The sequence below is a fragment of the Stenotrophomonas sp. YJH_SMC_48-3 genome (genome assembly GCF_059369375.1).
In genome coordinates this window covers 165,717-183,267 of the sequence record NZ_JCAFSQ010000001.1, presented here as the reverse complement: position 1 = coordinate 183,267, position 17,551 = coordinate 165,717, and the positions used below count along the sequence as shown (strand labels likewise).

At 68.5% G+C, this 17,551-nt stretch carries 17 protein-coding genes; 10 read left to right on the top strand and 7 right to left on the bottom strand.

Features of this window, described 5'->3' with window-relative positions:
* Positions 1-26 precede the first annotated feature (26 nt).
* The 3 genes from AC5P65_RS00825 to AC5P65_RS00815 all read left to right on the top strand — a co-directional run bounded on the left by AC5P65_RS00825 (position 27) and on the right by AC5P65_RS00815 (position 3,886).
* Positions 27-803 carry a DeoR family transcriptional regulator gene (locus AC5P65_RS00825; protein WP_031270180.1) on the top strand — a complete coding sequence of 259 codons (777 nt, stop codon included), beginning with the start codon at positions 27-29 and terminating at the stop codon, positions 801-803.
* The gene (gene nagA / locus AC5P65_RS00820; protein WP_021203357.1) at positions 800-1,915 is read left to right on the top strand and encodes an N-acetylglucosamine-6-phosphate deacetylase; all 1,116 of its coding nucleotides are present in this window, start codon (positions 800-802) and stop codon (positions 1,913-1,915) included. Before AC5P65_RS00825 ends, nagA begins: the two co-directional genes overlap by 4 nt.
* Positions 1,916-2,107: 192 nt before the next feature.
* A complete protein-coding gene (locus tag AC5P65_RS00815) occupies positions 2,108-3,886 on the top strand; it encodes an MFS transporter (RefSeq protein ID WP_021203356.1) in 1,779 nt (592 codons plus the stop codon).
* A gap of 51 nt (positions 3,887-3,937) precedes the next feature.
* Here the strand turns inward: AC5P65_RS00815 and AC5P65_RS00810 are convergent, their stop codons facing one another.
* The 5 genes from AC5P65_RS00810 to AC5P65_RS00790 all read right to left on the bottom strand — a co-directional run bounded on the left by AC5P65_RS00810 (position 3,938) and on the right by AC5P65_RS00790 (position 7,608).
* Positions 3,938-4,354: a SecDF P1 head subdomain-containing protein gene (locus tag AC5P65_RS00810; RefSeq protein ID WP_111098672.1), complete on the bottom strand. Its 417-nt coding sequence runs from the start codon at positions 4,352-4,354 to the stop codon at positions 3,938-3,940.
* A 50-nt stretch (positions 4,355-4,404) separates the two neighbouring features.
* A complete protein-coding gene (locus tag AC5P65_RS00805; RefSeq protein WP_021203354.1) occupies positions 4,405-4,956 on the bottom strand; it encodes an HdeD family acid-resistance protein in 552 nt (183 codons plus the stop codon).
* Between the two features lie 58 nt (positions 4,957-5,014).
* Positions 5,015-5,710: a ComF family protein gene (locus AC5P65_RS00800; RefSeq protein ID WP_021203353.1), complete on the bottom strand. Its 696-nt coding sequence runs from the start codon at positions 5,708-5,710 to the stop codon at positions 5,015-5,017.
* A 97-nt stretch (positions 5,711-5,807) separates the two neighbouring features.
* Positions 5,808-7,148 carry a chloride channel protein gene (locus tag AC5P65_RS00795; protein ID WP_329858776.1) on the bottom strand — a complete coding sequence of 447 codons (1,341 nt, stop codon included), beginning with the start codon at positions 7,146-7,148 and terminating at the stop codon, positions 5,808-5,810.
* A gap of 142 nt (positions 7,149-7,290) precedes the next feature.
* Entirely contained in the window at positions 7,291-7,608 is a 318-nt protein-coding gene (locus AC5P65_RS00790) for a hypothetical protein (RefSeq protein ID WP_111103908.1), read from the bottom strand.
* 298 nt (positions 7,609-7,906) lie between these two features.
* Between AC5P65_RS00790 and bioB the strand changes: the two genes are divergently transcribed.
* The 5 genes from bioB (at position 7,907) to bioC (ending at position 12,744) form a co-directional block, all read left to right on the top strand.
* Complete coding sequence (gene bioB, locus AC5P65_RS00785) at positions 7,907-8,950, top strand: biotin synthase BioB (protein ID WP_134730943.1); 1,044 nt, start codon at positions 7,907-7,909, stop codon at positions 8,948-8,950.
* A gap of 67 nt (positions 8,951-9,017) precedes the next feature.
* Positions 9,018-10,241 carry an 8-amino-7-oxononanoate synthase gene (gene bioF, locus AC5P65_RS00780; protein WP_134730941.1) on the top strand — a complete coding sequence of 408 codons (1,224 nt, stop codon included), beginning with the start codon at positions 9,018-9,020 and terminating at the stop codon, positions 10,239-10,241.
* Positions 10,242-10,259: 18 nt separating this feature from the next.
* Positions 10,260-11,039, top strand: a complete 780-nt coding sequence (bioH, locus tag AC5P65_RS00775; protein ID WP_111103912.1) for a pimeloyl-ACP methyl ester esterase BioH — start codon at positions 10,260-10,262, stop codon at positions 11,037-11,039.
* Between the two features lie 29 nt (positions 11,040-11,068).
* Positions 11,069-11,848 carry an SDR family oxidoreductase gene (locus tag AC5P65_RS00770; protein ID WP_111103914.1) on the top strand — a complete coding sequence of 260 codons (780 nt, stop codon included), beginning with the start codon at positions 11,069-11,071 and terminating at the stop codon, positions 11,846-11,848.
* Between the two features lie 11 nt (positions 11,849-11,859).
* Positions 11,860-12,744 carry a malonyl-ACP O-methyltransferase BioC gene (gene bioC / locus AC5P65_RS00765; RefSeq protein WP_111098626.1) on the top strand — a complete coding sequence of 295 codons (885 nt, stop codon included), beginning with the start codon at positions 11,860-11,862 and terminating at the stop codon, positions 12,742-12,744.
* Between the two features lie 114 nt (positions 12,745-12,858).
* Here the strand turns inward: bioC and AC5P65_RS00760 are convergent, their stop codons facing one another.
* Positions 12,859-13,503 carry a YdcF family protein gene (locus tag AC5P65_RS00760; protein WP_495215414.1) on the bottom strand — a complete coding sequence of 215 codons (645 nt, stop codon included), beginning with the start codon at positions 13,501-13,503 and terminating at the stop codon, positions 12,859-12,861.
* A complete protein-coding gene (locus AC5P65_RS00755; RefSeq protein ID WP_058979056.1) occupies positions 13,488-14,450 on the bottom strand; it encodes a pyridoxal-phosphate dependent enzyme in 963 nt (320 codons plus the stop codon). Before AC5P65_RS00755 ends, AC5P65_RS00760 begins: the two co-directional genes overlap by 16 nt.
* Before the next feature lie 159 nt (positions 14,451-14,609).
* On the opposite strand from AC5P65_RS00755, the gene AC5P65_RS00750 reads away from it, so the two are divergent.
* Together AC5P65_RS00750 and mnmG are read left to right on the top strand one after the other, a co-directional pair.
* Positions 14,610-15,089 (top strand): hypothetical protein, encoded by a 480-nt coding sequence (locus AC5P65_RS00750; protein WP_019661648.1) that lies wholly within the window; start codon positions 14,610-14,612, stop codon positions 15,087-15,089.
* Between the two features lie 548 nt (positions 15,090-15,637).
* Positions 15,638-17,527, top strand: a complete 1,890-nt coding sequence (gene mnmG, locus AC5P65_RS00745; protein WP_021203344.1) for a tRNA uridine-5-carboxymethylaminomethyl(34) synthesis enzyme MnmG — start codon at positions 15,638-15,640, stop codon at positions 17,525-17,527.
* Positions 17,528-17,551: the final 24 nt, after the last annotated feature.

Below are 17,551 nucleotides of genomic sequence, written 5' to 3'. Positions count from 1 at the left end.
CTTTCCCCGCGACACCGAGAATGGCCATGCGCAACACCCGCTCCCGCCGGCAACAGATCCTGCAGCTGCTGATCGAGCACGGCTCGGTGCAGGTGGCCGATCTGGTCGAGCGCTTCGGCGTGTCGGCGGTGACCATCCGTGCCGACCTGACCCACTTCGAATCGCAAGGCCTGGCCAATCGTACTCACGGCGGCGCCACGCTGGTGCGCACGCCGCCACAGGAACAGGACATCCACGAAAAGGACGCACTGAACCTGCCGCTGAAGGAATCGATCGGCGCGTGTGCCGCGCGCCTGGTGCGGCCCGGTGACAACATCATCATCGACTCCGGCTCGACCACGATGACCCTGGCCCGCCACTTGCGCACCCAGCGCGACGTGACGGTGATGACCAATGGGTTGAACATCGCCTGGGAACTGGCCAACGCGCCGGGCATCAACGTGCTGCTGACCGGTGGACTGCTGCGCCAGCAGTCGTTGTCGCTGCAGGGCAGCCAGGCCGAAGCCAGCCTCAACTCCTACAGCTTCGACACCCTGTTTCTGGGCGTGGACGGCCTGGACCTGCAGTTCGGGCTGACCACCCACGATGAAGCCGAAGCCCGCCTCAACCACCGCATGGTCGAGCGCGCGCGCCGCATCGTGGTGCTGACCGACGCCTCCAAGTTCGGCCGCGTCAGCCTGCACCGCATCGCACTTCTCGATCAGATCCACGCCATCATCACCGACGCCGGCATCGACGACGCAACCCGTGAAGGGCTGCAGCGGGTGGGCATCGAAGTGATCATCGCCGAGCCCACTGCATGACCGACACCCGCACCCTGCATGGCCGCATCCTCACCCCGCTGGGCTGGCGGCGTGGCCAGGTCCACTTCGATTCGCACGTGCGCCAGCTGCAGGTGGACGACCACAGCGGCGCCGACGACCTGCAGCTGCCGGTGATCCTGCCCGGCTTCGTCGACCTGCATGTGCATGGCGCGGCCGGCGTGGACCTGATGCAGGGCGGCGACGTGGCACGCACCATCGCCCGCACCCATCTGCGCTTCGGCACCACCACGCTGCTGGCGACCACCATGACCGCCGGGCTGGACGAGATCGAGCACGCGCTGCACGGCGTCGCTGCGGCGATGGCGGCGCCCGATGCCGACGCCGCCAGCATCGTCGGCGTACATCTGGAAGGACCGTTCATCAGCCCGCAGCGGCTGGGCGCACAGCCCAATCGTACGATCGAGGCGACGGTGGCACTGGTGCAGCAGCTGCACGCGCTGGCGCCGATTCGGGTGATGACACTGGCGCCGGAAATCGGCGAGCACACCGCGCTGATTCCCGCGCTTTCGGCAATGGGCATCCGTGTGCAGCTTGGCCACAGCGCTGGCACTTACGAAGAAGGTGTTGCTGCGCTGCAGGCCGGGGCTTCCGGCTTCACCCATCTGTTCAACGGCATGACCGGCGTCGACCACTACCGGCCTGGCATCGCCGCGGCGGCGCTGGCACATGCGCAGTACGCCGAGATCATTCCCGACCTGCAGCACATCCATCCCGGCGTGATCCGCCTGGCCGCGCGCGCGATTCCGCGCCTGTACGCGGTGACCGACGCGACTGCCGCCACCGGCATGCCCGACGGCGAGTACGCGCTGGGCGAGCAGCGCGTGCACAAGTGCGGCGGCTGCGTGCGCCTGGCGACGGGTTCGCTGGCCGGCAGCGCACTGACCATGGACCAGGCGCTGCGCAACCTGGTGCGCGTCGGCCTGGACCTGGCCGACGCCTCGCAGCGGGTTTCCACCTTCCCGGCCGACTATCTGGGCCTGGGCGATCGCGGCCGCATCGCGCCCGACGCCCGCGCCGACCTGGTGGTGCTGGACGCCGAACTGCGCCTGCAGCAGGTGGTCATTGGTGGGCGCGTGGTCGATCTGACCTGACGCAAGCGATGCGGCCCGGATGCCGCGCGGGCTCCCTGTAGAGCCGAGCCATGCTCGGCTCACCGCGCGAAGCGCGGCATGGGGAACCTCGATATCGGAATGGAAAGCAGCCGAGCATGGCTCGGCTCTACAGAATGCACTCTGCGACGAACCGCCGCCGGGCCTGGCCCGGCGCTACCACAGGAACTGCCGATGACTGCAAGCACCGCTCCGCGCTGGCCCGTACGCTACCTGCTCTTCATCGGCGGCCTGGGGGGCCTGCTGTACGGCATCGACATCGGCATCATCGCCGGTGCCCTGCCCTATCTTGAAGCGACCGCCAGTCACGCCTGGCAGCTCAGCAGCCAGCAGCTCGGCTTCGTGGTGGCGGCGGTACTGCTGGGCAGCGTGCTGTCCTCGCTGTTCGCCGGCATGGTCGCCGACCTGATTGGCCGCCGCGGCGCGATGCTGCTGGCCGGCCTGCTGTTCACCGCTTCGATTCCGATCATGGCACTGGCCTCCGGCTACACGCCGCTGCTGCTCGGGCGGCTGCTGCAGGGCATCAGTGGTGGTTTGATCGGCGTCGTGATTCCACTGTACCTGGCCGAAGTGCTCAGCCCCGAGCGGCGTGGACGCGGTGCGGCGATGTTCCAGCTGCTGCTGACCATCGGCCTGGTGCTGGCGGCACTGATCGGGCTGTACCACGCCCATGCGGTGGATGCCGCCGCCGAAGCCGTGCGCTCGCTGCCGGTCGCGCAGCAGGCGCAGGAACTGTTCACGGTGAAGGACCACGCCTGGCGCACCATCTTCTGGAGTTGTCTGGCGCCTGGCCTGCTGTTCTGCGCCGGTATCTTCTTGCTGTCCGAATCGCCACGCTGGCTGGTGCGCCGCGGCCGCATCGCTGAAGCCCGGCGCAGCCTTCAGCGCGTCCTCCCCGCCGCAGAGGTTGAGCCCACGCTGGCCCAGATCCAGGCGCCGGAATCGAGCAGCAGCGACGGCAAGCGAGACCCACTGCTCAGCCGCCGCTACGTGGTGCCGTTCGCGCTGGCCTGCGTGGTGCTGGCCTGCACCCAGGCCACCGGCATCAATTCGGTGCTGGCCTACGCGGTGAACATCCTCAACCAGGCCGGCCTGTCCGGCTCGGTGGCCAACGGCGCCGACGTGGCGATCAAGCTGCTGAATGCGGTGATGACCGTGGTCGCGCTGCTGCTGGTCGATCGCAAGGGCCGCAAATTCCTGCTGATGCTCGGCAGCGGCGGCATCTGCGTGGCCCTGCTGGGCGCGGCCACGCTGTTCTTCCAGGCCGAACGCGGCCGTACCGACGTGCAGCCGCAACTGCAGGCAGCGGTCAGCGGCGACGGCCTGCGGCTGGTGCTGGATGATGCGCAGTGGCAGCGCCTCGGCGCTGGCATCGACAGCGAAGGCCGGCCGCTGCAACTGACCGTGTCGTATGCCTACGGCGACTTCACCAATGTGCGCGCCCTCCGCAGCGACAACCTGACCGACCGCGAGCTGCGCATCGAGCGTGCCGGCACCGTGCAGCCGGACAGCGTGATCGGTGCGTTCTTCCGCAAGCTGCATCTGAACCCGTTCGCCGACCCGGCCAGTGCCAGCCAGGCGCCATTGCGCATCGAGCAGGCCCGCATCGGCCCGGTGCCGCCGCCGGCCCATGGCTGGGCCGTGGCCGCCTGCATCCTGGTGTTCGTGGCGTTCTTCGCGGTCGGCCCCGGCGTCTGCGTGTGGCTGGCACTGTCGGAACTGATGCCGAACCGCATCCGTTCCAACGGCATGAGCATCGCGCTGCTGATCAACCAGTTCGTGTCCACCACCATCGCCGCGATCTTCCTGCCCACCGTGGGCCACTACGGCTATGCGAGCATGTTCGTGTTCTGGGCGGCGTGTACCTTCGTGTTCTTCCTGGTGGCCGCATTCTGGCTGCCGGAGACCAAGGGCAAGTCGCTGGAAGAGATCGAGGCGCGGTTCGCCCGGTAGCGGTCGACCTTGGTCGACCTCCCCGCGCGGCGCGGGTTCATGGCGCGTCCGTCAGTCGCCAGTGATGTGCTTCGCCAGCTCCTGCGCCTCGGCAACGCTGGGCAGCCCGCTCAGCATCATCGATTCGCCGAACGGCCCCTGCACCGTCGCCACCATCAGCACACGGCCATCCACGCTGATCGCTGCCCGCTGGCCCACCAGTGCTGCCGTGTCATCGTGGATGCGCTGGTGCGCTTCGGGCCGGTAGCGGATCTGCAGGCCGGGCTGCTTGGCATCGTCCAGTACGTAGCGCACATCAGCAATGTCCGCACTGCCGGCAATCGGCGGCTCGCGCAGGGCCAGGGTTTCGCCTTGCCATTGCGCCGGCCGGCCTTTGCCGGAGGCGTCCACCGCGCTCAGGCGCACATCCACGCCGGGGCGTGGCGCATGATCCTTGCCTGCCAAGGCATCGGGTGTGGCGCCAGGCATGCATCCGGTCAGGGCCAACGCCACGCCCAGCAACAGGGAAAGCGCAGCCCTCACTTCAGCTTCCGCAGCTTGAATGCCACCAGTACCTGCAGCAGCCCATACAGCAGGCTGCCGATGCCGATCCACAGCGTGGTCACCGCCACGCCTGCGTACGGGTTGGCCGCAAACAGCAGGCCCAGCACCACCGCAAGCACACCACTGAGTATCAGCAACCACTCGCCCTGGATCTGCTTGCGCACGCGGATCGCGAACACGATGCGATAGATGCCCGCCACCAGCAGCCACGCTGCGAGGAACAACACCAGCACGCTGGCGGTGGCCAGCGGGTTGATCACCGCCAGGATGCCGAAGCCCAGCGAGGCGATGGCATACAGCGCCAGCCACCCACGCGAGGCACCACTGCCGCCGCTGATCAGTGCGAACAGGCTGATGACACCTTCAACGATGGCCATCACGCCCAGTGTCCACGCCAGCGCCATCGCTGCGGACAAGGGCCAGCCGATGGCAACGATGCCGAAACCCAGTGCAACAAGCCCGTACAGCAGCAGGATCCACCAGCTGCGCCCAACCGCCGACAGCAAGGGAGACAAGGGGGAATTCATGACCACTCCTTCGATCCGGAACCGGCCTCATCCTAGCCCCTGTGGATGAAGAGGGCGATCACGGCGCCCGCGCGCAGACCCACACGCGCACCTCCGCAGCGCCCACCAGGCGCAGCGTCTCGGCAACCTCCATCACCGTGCTGCCGGTGGTCATCACATCATCGACCACGGTCAGCCGCGTTGGCACCAAGCCACGCACATCGAACGCATCGAACAGATTTTCCCTGCGCTGTTCGGCCGTGCGCTCGGACTGCGGCGCGGTGTGGCGCCGCCGGTACAGCCCCTGCCAGACCGGCATCGGCAGCAGCCGGCACAGCTCGCCCGCCTGGTTGTAGCCGCGCTGGCGCAGCCGGCGATTGTGCAGCGGCACCGGCACCAGCGGTGGACACCACCACGGCGGCGGTGCGCGCTGCATCAGCTGCGCGAGCAGGCGTCCGGCTGCGAGATCCTGACGGAACTTGTAGCGGACCACCAACTGGTCGACCGGTGGCAGGTACAGCAGGCTGGCGTGGGTAGCCGTCTGTGGCGGTACCTCCTCGCGGCAGCTGCCACAGACGATCAACGCGGTGTCGGGCAACGGCAACGCGCAGCGCAGGCAGGCACGGCCTGCCCAGGGCAGATCGGCCAGGCAAGCGCAGCACAGATCAAGATCATCGTGGCCCGGGTCGCCGCAGACCAGGCAGCGGAGCGGTAGCAGCACACCAAGCAGTGCGCGCGAGACACGGGTTGCCGAACGCAGGAGATAAGTACGCATCACCCAATACTTGATGGCGCACGCCGCGTGCGGCCATCGGCGAAGCACCGATTGCAGTGTCGGAACTGCCCTCAACTGCGACGGGGGCCGCCGCCCGTCAGGAAAGGCGTTCACCCTGTCCGGTCGCCGGTGGCGTAGCGGCGGGCCCGATCAACAACTCCGCCAGCCCGCGATAGATCGGCACCCTGCACACCAGCCCGGACACGCCACGCGCGATCAGCACCGTGGCCAGTATCGGCAGCAGCAGATCACCACTGTCGGTCAGTTCCAGCGAGATCACCGCCGACGTCAGCGGGGCCTGGGTAACGCCGGTCAGGTAAGCACACATGCCCAGCAGCACGAACGCGCGCGGGTCCACGCCCGGCATCAGCACTGCCAGGTTGTGGCCGAGTCCAGCGCCGACCGCCAACGCCGGCGAGAACAGGCCGCCGGGAATGCCCGCCACGTACGAGGCCAGATTGGCCAGCAGCTTCATCAACCCGAACTCGTGGCCGACCAGCGCCTGCCCCTGCACCAGGCTGCGCGCCTGCTCGTAGCCGGTGCCGAACGCGCCTTCACCGAAGACCAGGGCGAGCAGTACCACCGCCATGCCGCAGCCTGCGGCCAGCAGCACCGGATGCCGCTGCCGCAGTTGCCCGAGCCAACGCGGGCGGCCCGCCGCACTGGCCAGCACCGCACGCGCGAACAGGCCGCCCAGCAGCCCTGCCACCACGCCGCAAAGCAGGATGGCCAGCCAGCCCTGGCCGAGCGGCAGGCGTGCACTCACATGGCCGAAGTAGGTGTAGTTGCCGAGCAGGCCCAGCGACACCACGCCGCCGACGATCACTGCGGTCAGCAGGGTGCCTGAGAAACGATGCTCGAAGCGGCCGCTGAGCTCCTCGATGGCGAAGACGATGCCGGCCAGCGGTGTGTTGAACGCCGCCGCGATGCCGGCCGCGCCCCCGGCCAGCAGGAAGTGCGAGAGTTCGCGCGGGTCCTTGAAGCCGAACCAGCGGCCGAACAGGTACATCAGGCTCGCGCCCACATGCACGGTCGGGCCCTCGCGACCAACGGACGCGCCACCGAGCAGGGACAGCGAGGTCAGCAGCAGCTTGCCCGCCGAGACCGCGGGCGACAGGTTGGTCTTGCGGAAGGACTCGTCCGGCCTGTCCAGTGCGGCAATGACCTGCGGAATGCCACTGCCGCGGGTGGGTTTGAGCGCACCCGCAGTCAGCCAGGCCAGCAACGCGAAGATGCCGGGCGTGAGCAGCAGGGCCCACCACGGCGAGTGCGCGGTGATGCGCTGGAACAGATGGAAGGCCGCGTCGCTGGCCTTGGCAAACAGGATGGCCACCAGCGCTACGGCCACAGCCCCGCCCCAGAGCGCGGCACGGCGGCGCCAGGCCTCGCTTAGGACCAGCGCGGTGATGCGGCCGCGAAGGCGATGGAGATCGGTCATGAGTCAAAGTCTGCGCGCCAGCGCTTTGGTTAGACAGCGGCCACTGTGGCCGAAGGTCTTGCAGGATGCGGTGAAATGCACGTATGCCGCCAGAAGAGCGTCCTGAACTCGGGCAGATGCAGCGATCTGCGAGATCTGATGCTCAGATCACCAAACGATGGAGAATGTGGGTCAGCGTCAGCTGAGAACAACCTTGGTTCGGCAACACACCATCCTCTCCCGGCGTGCCCACCTCGAAGCCTTCCTCAACGTCCTCGTAGTACAGCAACCCTTCGGGCAGTTGTGCGACCGCCCAGACCCACTCAATCATGCCCAGCCTGTGCAACCGAACCGCATGGAATGGCACGCGCAGGGATTCGAAGGTGGCTCGTTGGACAGGTGAGCAATCCTGCAACTGCCGTGCGACCAGGGTTTCCAGTTCTTCCAGGGTGATCGGCTGCCAGTTGTCCGGATTGTCCATTGCAGCGCTGCCCGATTGAACGTGTGTGCTTGAGGTTACGTCCAACGCGCTGCGCGGGTCGATCCTGACGATGTTCGGGCCAAGCTCACCGCGCAGGCTGCCCCCGCTCCCGGCCCGACGACGGGGTTCGCCGCGGCAGCAGCGATGCCCGCAATCGATGCAGCGCCATGGCCATCGCTTGTATGGAATTCCATTCCAGTCACGGCAAAGTAAACCAAAACATCAAACTAAAAGTTGACAGCCCGTGCCCCCCCACCCACACTGCCGCCCTCGCTCCATTCGTACCCAAGGCCCCGCCATGGCTGCTGCCATCCGCCACGACTGGCATCACGACGAACTGCAGGCGCTGTTCGATCTGCCGTTCCCCGAGCTGCTGTTCCGCGCCGCCGCGGTGCACCGCGAGCACTTCGATCCGGCGCAGGTGCAGGTGTCCACGCTGTTGTCGGTGAAGACCGGAGGCTGCCCGGAAGACTGCGCGTACTGCCCTCAGGCGCAGCGCTACAGCACCGGGGTGAACGCGCAGAAGCTGATGGAGACCGACGCGGTGCTGGCCAAGGCACGCCAGGCCAAGGCCGCCGGTGCATCGCGCTTCTGCATGGGTGCCGCATGGCGTTCACCGAAGGATCGCGACATTCCGAAGGTGGCGGCGATGATCGCCGGGGTGAAGGCACTGGGCCTGGAGACCTGCGCCACGCTGGGCATGCTCAGCGGCGAGCAGGCACGTGCGCTGAAGGACGCCGGCCTGGACTACTACAACCACAACCTCGACACCGCGCCGGACTACTACGATTCGATCATCCACACGCGCCAGTACCAGGACCGTCTGGATACGCTGGAGCACGTGCGCGATGCCGGCCTGAAGACCTGCTGCGGTGGCATCGTCGGCATGGGCGAGACGCGCGCGCAGCGCGTTGGCCTGCTGCTGGCACTGGCCACGCTGCCGGCGCATCCGGATTCGGTGCCGATCAACAAGCTGGTGCAGGTGGCGGGCACGCCGCTGCATGGCAGTGCCGAACTGGACCCGTTCGAGTTCGTGCGCATGATTGCGGTGGCCCGCATCGCCATGCCGCGCGCGATGGTGCGGCTGTCGGCCGGGCGCGAGGCGATGAGCGACGAGCTTCAGGCGCTGTGTTTCCTGGCCGGTGCCAATTCGATCTTCTACGGCGACAAGCTGCTGACCACCGGCAACCCGGAGAGCGAGCGCGACCTGGCTCTGTTCGCGCGGCTGGGGTTGCAGCCGATGGCCGTGCAGGTGGATGCCGAAGGCCACGACCACGGCGGCACCGTGCACGCCGATATCAGCGCCGATGCACCCGGCTGCGGCTGCGCTCACGCGGCCTGAGACGGGCCGCAAGCAGGCGCCGCGGCAACGCGCTACCCTAGCCGCTCCGTCGACGCATTCAGCCACCATGGCCCGCCCCGACCTGACCGCCCGCCTCCACGCCCAGCGCGCTCTGCGCGATGCCCAAGGCCGTCGCCGCCCGCGACGCACGGTCACCCGACGTGATGGCGTGCGCCTGGAAGTGGACGGCCAGTGGCTGACCGGCTTCTGCAGCAACGACTACCTGGGCCTGGCCCAGCAGTTCAGCGTGGTCAACGCGCTGCAGGACGCCGCCGCACGCGAAGGCGCTGGCGCCGGTGCCTCGCACCTGGTCTGCGGCCACCACGCCCTGCATGAGGCGCTGGAACGCGAGGTGGCCGAGTGGCTGGGCTATCCGCGTGCGCTGCTGTTCGGCAGTGGCTTCGCCGCCAATCTGGCGGTGCAGCAGGCACTGCTGAGCGAAGAGGACGATGTCTGCGTACAGGACAAGCTCAACCACGCCAGCCTCCTTGATGCCACCCGGCTGGCCGGTGCGCGCCTGCGCCGCTACCCGCACCTGGATGCGGAAGGCGCGATGCGCCAGCTCAAGCACGCGCCCGACGGCGCGGCAATGCTGGCCACCGATGGTGTCTTCAGCATGGACGGCGACATCGCACCGCTGCGTGCATTGTCGCTTGTGGCACGCCTGCAACAGGCGCTGTTCTATGTGGATGATGCGCACGGTGTAGGCGTCGTCGGTGATGGCCGTGGTGCCGTGGCCGCCGCCGGACTGGGCGTGGACGATGTGCCGCTGCAGCTGGTCACGCTGGGCAAGGCACTGGGTGGTTCCGGCGCCTTGGTGCTCGGCCGCGACGACCTGATCGAGCATCTGGCCGAAACCGCGCGCCCGTACATCTACACCACCGCCGTGCCACCGGCGATGGCCGCTGCTGCGCTTGAAGCAGTGCGCCTGGCGCGCCGCGACCACTGGCGTCGCACCAAGCTGACCGACCTGATCGCGCTGTTCCGCAGCGAAGCACGTCGCCATGGGCTGGACCTGATGGCTTCGGAGACGCCGATACAACCGCTGCTGTGTGGTGACGATCACCGCGCCGTGGCGATGTCCAAGGCGCTGGAACAGGCCGGTTGGCTGGTCGGCGCGATCCGTCCGCCCACGGTGCCCGAAGGCAAGGCGCGCCTGCGCATCACACTATCCGCGCTGCATACGCCGGAACAGGTGCGCGGCCTGGTGGAGGCTCTCGCCAGCGCGCGCGATCGCGTGACCCTGGCGGTGCGTGACGCCGCGCCACCGCCGTTGCCTGTCTTTGCCTGAGCCTGCTGTCGTTTTCCCATGCATATCGACGTCACCGGCCAAGGGCCGGACCTGGTACTGATCCATGGCTGGGCCCTGCAGGGCGGTGTGTTCGCGCCGCTGGTGCAGCGCTTGGCCGATCGGTTCACCCTGCATCTGGTTGATCTGCCTGGCCATGGCCACAGCCGCGAGGACAGCACGCCGCTGCGCCTGCCGTTCGTGGTCAACGCCATTGCCGCGGCCACGCCGCCGGCGGTGTGGTGCGGCTGGTCGCTGGGCGGTCTGTTCGCGCTGCACGCGGCGGCGACGCTGCCCAAGGTACGCGGGCTGGCGATGATCGCGGCCACGCCACGCTTCGTGCGTGGCGAAGACTGGCCGCATGCAGTGGAACCGGCGGTGTTCGAGCAGTTCGGGCGCGAGCTGGCCACCGACTTCGGCGGCACCCTGGAACGCTTCCTCGCGCTGGACGTGATGGGCTCGGCACACGCCCGCGAGGAGCTGCGCATCCTGCGGCAGCGCCTGGTCGAGCGCGGTGCGCCCACCGAACGCGCCCTGCTGGAAGGCCTGCGCCTGCTCGAAAGCACCGATCTGCGCGGCGCGCTGCCGACGCTGGGCAAGCCCAGCCTGTGGATCGCCGGCCAGCGAGACCGGTTGGTGTCTCCGGTGGCGATGCAGGCCGCCGCGGCGCTGGCCCCGGGCGCGCAGGCGCTGACGATCGCCCATGGTGGACATGCGCCTTTCCTCGGCCATGCCGATGAGGTGGCCGCCGCCCTGCAACACTTCGTTGCCGGCCTGTCACCGGCCGATGGCGGACAATGAGCCCCCTCCGAATTCCGCAGGATTGACGCATGGATCTGGGTATCAACGGCCGCTGGGCACTGGTCTGCGGCGCAAGCAAGGGGCTGGGCCTGGGCTGCGCGCGTGCGCTGGTGCGCGAGGGCGTCAACGTGGTGGTCGTGGCTCGTGGCGAGGAGGCACTGCAGGTTGCCGCCGCAGGGCTGAGCGCCCTGCCCGGTGCCGCTGAGGTCCGCGCGGTCGCCGCCGACGTCACCACCGAGGCCGGCCGTGCTGCGGCGCTGGCCGCATGCCCGCAGGTGGACATCCTGGTCACCAATGCCGGTGGCCCGCCACCGGGCGACTTCCGCAATTTCGAGCGCGACGACTGGATCGCCGCGCTGGACGCCAACATGCTGGCGCCGATCGCGCTGATCCGCGCCACCGTCGACGCGATGATCGCGCGTGGCTTCGGCCGCATCGTCAACATCACCTCGTCGGCGGTGAAAGCCCCGATCGACATCCTGGCGTTGTCCAACGGCGCGCGCAGTGGTCTGACCGGTTTCGTCGCCGGCCTGGCGCGCCGCACCGTGGCCCACAACGTCACCATCAACAACCTGCTGCCCGGCCAGTTCGACACCGACCGCCTGCGCGCCAACTTCGCCCACAGTGCGGGCAAGGACGGCGATGCCGGCGAAGTCGCCGAACGCCGCCGCCAGCAGATTCCCGCCGGCCGCTTCGGCACGCCTGACGAATTCGGCGCCGCCTGCGCCTTCCTGTGCAGTGCACAGGCCGGTTACCTCACCGGGCAGAATCTGCTGATCGACGGCGGCGCCTACCCCGGTACGTTCTAAGAGAGTTCGCAATGCCGTCCCACTTCGATGCCCGCCATGTCCGTCGCGCGTTCGCGCGTGCCGCCACCAGTTACGACGCTGCCGCCGCCCTGCAGCGCGAGGTGCAGTCGCGGCTGATCGAATCGCTGGACTACCTGGAGGCACGCAAGCCCGAGGTGGTGCTGGACATCGGCGCCGGCACCGGCCATGCAAGTGCGTTGATGAAGAAGCGCTGGCCGAAGGCGCAGGTGATCGCGCTGGACGTGGCGCTGCCGATGCTGGACCAGGCCAAGCGCCAGGCCGGCTGGTGGAAGCCGTTCCAGCGCCTGTGCGGCGACGCCGCTGCGCTGCCGCTGGCCGACAACAGCGTGGACGTGATCTTCAGCAACCTGTGCCTGCAGTGGGTGGACGACCTGCCGGCGGTGTTCGCCGGGTTCCGCCGTGTGCTCAAGCCCGGTGGCCTTCTGGTGTGCTCCACCTTCGGCCCGGAAACGCTGATCGAACTCAACGAAGCCTTCGCCGCCGCCGATGACCGCCCGCACGTCAGCCGCTTTGCACAGATCGCCCAGTTCGGTGATGCGCTGATGATGGCCGGCTTCCGTGACCCGGTGCTGGACCGCGATCTGTTCACCCTGACCTACGACGACCTGCCCTCGTTGATGCGCGAACTGCGCGCGATGGGCGCAACCAACGCACGGGTGGACCGCCGCCATACGCTGACCGGGCGTAGCCGTTTCGCGGCGGCGGCAGCGGCGTATGAACCGATGCGGCGCAGCGACGGCAAGCTGCCCAGCAGCTGGGAAGTGATCTATGCCCATGCCTGGGCACCGGACCCGGGCGCACCGATCCGCGAAGGCGGGCATGACGTGGCCTCGGTACCGGTGTCGGCGATTCCAATCCGGCGCAAGCAGACCTGATCGTCTGGTAGTGCCGGCCGCTGGCCGGCAACCTCACGATTCCATGGTGGGCATCTGCCGGCCAGCGGCCGGCACTACCCAATGCGACGCCGCGCCCAACGCAGGCTTCCGCCCTCAGGTATTGGCCGGCGAACTCAGCGGCGGGCGCACCAGGTCGCGGTGGAAGAAGTAGATCTCCTGCACCAGGAAGCGCCAGCTGGTGTGGAAGCTGCGGAAGCGCGTGCTGGGCGTGGACGAGGCCAGCGCATCGATGCCCAGTGCCTTGCTCAGTCGCAGCGCGCGCGCCATGTGCAGCGGGTCGCTGACGATGATCACCCGGTGCAGGTCGCGCTGGTCCATCAGTCGCTTGGCTTCGACCAGGTTCTGCACGGTGTTGCGCGAAGCGGTCTCGATCAGGATAGCGTCGTCCGGCACGCCATGCTTGAGCGCATAACGCCGCGCCACCTGCGATTCGGAGAAGCGCGCACCGGTGCCGCCATAGCCACCGGTGAAGATCAGCAGCGGCGCATAGCGTGCTTCATACAGATCCAGCCCATGGCGGATGCGTTCTTGGAACACTGGTGACGGCTTGGCGTCGTAGGCGGCGGCACCCAGCACGATGATGGCGTCGGCCTTGGCGGCCTGGTCGCGCTCGCCGACCCAGACGATCCAGGCAGTCACACCCAGCAGCCAGATCACCAGCAGGACAAACAGCCGCCACAGCCAGCCCAGCAGGCCGGTGCGAGGCCGATGCCGGTCGCGGCTCATGGCGCCCCCCAGCGCAACGCGGGCAGGTCGACGTTGCCGCCGGACAGCACCAGGCCCACGCGCAGGCCGGCAAAACGTTGCGGCTGTGCCAGCACCGCGGCCAGTACGGTGGCCGAGGATGGCTCGACCACCTGCTTGAGCACCTCCCACAGCAGGCGCATCGCCGCCATCGTCGCGGTGTCATCAACCACGATCACCTCGGCACCTGCCGCGCGCAGCAATTCGAAATTCGGCGCGCCGATCAGGGTACGCAGTCCATCGCAGATCGTGTCCGGGGCGAACGCGCCCTGGCGCTCGCCAGCGGCCAGCGAGCGCGCGGTATCGTCGGCTCCGGCTGGCTCGGCCAGCACCAGGCGGGTCTGCGGGCTGGCGTGCTGCAGGGCCAGCGCGGTGCCGCTGGCCAGGCCACCGCCGCCCACCGGCACCACCAGCACGTCGAACGGGCCGTCGCTGTGCAGCAGCTCCAGCGCGGCGGTGCCCTGCCCCGCCATCACCGCCGGGTCGGTGTATGGATGGACGAGAGTCGCGCCGGTATCGGCCTGCACTTTGGCGCAGGCGGCCTCACGATCGGCGGTGGTCGGCGGGCAGCGCCAGAGGGTGGCGCCATGGCGCGCGATGTTGGCCAGCTTGGCCGCCACCGCGCCTTCCGGCACCACCACGTGACAGGGAATGCCACGCGTGCGCGCGGCCAGCGCCAAGGCGGCGCCATGATTGCCGGAGGAGTGCGTGACCACGCCGGCACTGGCGCGATCGGCCTCCAGCGACCACACCGCGTTGCAGGCACCACGGAACTTGAATGCGCCGCCGCGCTGCAGGTGCTCGGCCTTGAACGCGAGCTGCGCGCCGGCCAGCGCATCAAGCATGCGCGAGCGCAGTACCGGGGTCACGCTGGCATGCGGGGCAATCCTCGCCGCAGCAAGCAGGACGTCATCGGCGCGGGGCAACAGTGAATCGCTCATGACGCAAGATTAACGTATGGCTTCGCGCTGGCGACCGGGGCGCAGGTCATGCCAGCATGCAGGCCTACGCCTCCATTCATCCTGGCCGGCGGAATTAAGGGCCGATTCAACGCTGGCGCCCGAAGCTGACTGCACACCCGTCCTCTGGGGGGACCCACCATGAAAATGCGCCTGATGCTTGCCGGTGGCCTGCTGCTGGCCCTGACCGGCTGCACCACCTACGACTATGTCGGCGGCGGCCGCAGCGGCAGCTACTACCACGGTGCGCCGTCGGTGGAGTACCGCTACCCGGCCGGCTATCCCTACAACTACGGCCCCTACTACGGTGGCTATGGCGGCTACTACGGCGGCTACGGCAATCCGTATTACTCGCGCCCGATCTACCGCCCGCCGCACAACCATCGCCCGCCGCCGCGCCCGGGCAATGGTGGCGAGCACCGTCCGCCGCCGCCGTCGCGACCGTCGTACAACGGTGGTTCGCCGTGGCGGAACATGGACTCGATGCGCCGCCCGCCGCAGTCGAACGCACAGCCGCCGGCGCCCCAGGCCCGTCCGGCACCGGCACCGAGTGCGCCGAGGATGAACGGTTCCCCCTGGCGCAACATGGATCGTGCGACGCAGCGCACAGTTGAGCGCTGAACCGTCTTGCATTTCACACGGTCCAAGCCTCACTCTACGCGGACAGTGACGGCCCACGTCACAAAGTGACAAAAACGACAGGGGCCGCCGCACAAAGCTCGACGTCGATATCCGACAGGAACATCTGGATCCCCCCTGTTCCGGCCCTGTCGGATGTCGGCACCTCTGAAGGCAGACGGCCCCGCAATGCGGGGCCGTTTGTTTTATCGGGTCACCAACCGGCGAGAGCCTGGGTTTCGGTAGATCCACGCCATGCGTGGATGGCGCCTTCCTGACAGCCGCAAAAAAACAGGGCCGGACAGTCCCCCGACTGCCGGCCCTCTGCTCCCCCATCGTGCGCCTGTACCGGCCCCTGTTCCAATTCCGGTCACGGGCGCCTGCGGCGCCAGCCACGATGGGTGCTATTGGGTTATCTGCAAAAATCCTGCCAACTTTAGGGCCGATTTCGCCGCCAACTGGCCGGCGCCGGCGTCCGGACCCCGAATGGCGCTAAAATCGCCACCCCGGCGCCGCCCCCGGCCGCGCCTGCCCCAAGCTGAACAGCCCCCATGAACCCGTCCTTCCATCGTTACGACGTCATCGTCATCGGCGGTGGCCACGCCGGCACTGAAGCCGCGCTGGCCGCGGCCCGCACCGGCGTGCGCACCCTGCTGCTGACCCACAACATCGAAACCGTGGGTGCGATGAGCTGCAACCCGGCCATCGGCGGCATCGGCAAGGGCCACCTGGTCAAGGAAATCGACGCGCTCGGCGGTGCGATGGCGCATGCCGCCGACCGCGCCGGCATCCAGTGGCGCACCCTCAACGCCTCCAAGGGCCCGGCCGTGCGCGCCACCCGCTGCCAGGCCGACCGCAACCTGTACCGCATGGCGATCCGCGCCATCGTCGAAGGCCAGGCCAACCTGACCGTGTTCCAGGCGGCCGTCGATGACCTGGTCATCGAAGGCGACGCCGTGCGCGGGGTCATCACCCAGACCGGCCTGCGCTTCGACGCCGAGGCCGTGGTGCTGACCGCCGGCACCTTCCTGGCCGGCAAGATCCATGTCGGCCCGACCCAGTACGCCGCCGGCCGCATGGGCGACCCGCCGGCCACCACGCTGGCCGCGCGCCTGCGCGAGCGCCCGTTCCAGGTGGACCGCCTGAAGACCGGCACGCCGCCGCGCATCGACGGCCGCTCGCTGGACTACAGCGTGATGGATGAGCAGCCCGGCGACTCGCCGCGCCCGGTGATGTCCTTCCTGGGTTCGGTGGACGAGCATCCGCAGCAGGTCAGCTGCTGGATCACCCACACCACCGAACAGACCCACCAGATCATCCGCGACGCACTGCACCGCTCACCGCTGTACAGCGGCCAGATCGAGGGCATCGGCCCGCGCTACTGCCCGTCCATCGAGGACAAGGTGGTGCGCTTTGCCGAGAAGGCCAGCCACCAGATCTTCGTCGAACCCGAAGGCCTGGGCATCGTCGAGATCTACCCCAACGGCATCTCCACCTCGCTGCCGTTCGACGTGCAGCTGGAGATGGTGCGCAGCATCCGCGGTTTCGGCAACGCGCATATCACCCGCCCGGGCTACGCGATCGAGTACGACTTCTTTGATCCACGCGGGTTGAAGGCTTCGCTGGAAACCAAGCTGGTCAACGGCCTGTTCTTCGCCGGCCAGATCAACGGCACCACCGGCTATGAAGAAGCCGCCGCGCAAGGCCTGTTGGCCGGCCTCAACGCTGCACGCCAGGTGCGCGGGCTGGACGGCTGGTGCCCGCGCCGCGACGAGGCGTACCTGGGCGTGCTGGTGGATGACCTGATCACTCACGGTACCAACGAGCCCTACCGCATGTTCACCAGCCGCGCCGAGTACCGCCTGCAGCTGCGCGAGGACAATGCCGACCAGCGCCTGACGCCGGCCGGCCGCGAGATGGGCTTGGTGGATGACCGCCGCTGGAACGCGTTCGAGACCAAACAGGCCGCTGTTGCTGCCGAACGCGCACGCCTGGGCGCGCTGTGGGCAACCCCGGCCAATGCGCTGGGCCGCGAAGTGCAGGACACGCTGGGTGTGGCGGTCAGCCGCGAGACCAGCGTGCTGGACCTGATCAAGCGCCCCGAGCTGGACTACGCGCAGCTTATGCAGGTGCCGTCGCTGGGCCCGGCGGTGGCCGACGCCAAGGTGGCCGAACAGGTGGAGATCGGCGTGAAGTACGCCGGCTACCTGGACCGCCAGCGCGAGGAGATCGAGCGCCAGCAGCGGCATGAAGCCACGCCAATCGCCGAAGCCTTCGATTACGCGGCGGTGCGCGGGCTGTCGGCCGAAGCGCTGCAGAAGCTGGAGCGCGTGCGCCCGCAGACCATCGGCCAGGCGCAGCGCATTCCGGGCATGACCCCCGCGGCAATCTCGCTGCTGCTGGTGCACCTGGAGCGTGCACGCCGCGGCCGCGTGGCGTAACGCGGGATCGGTGGATGCCATCCA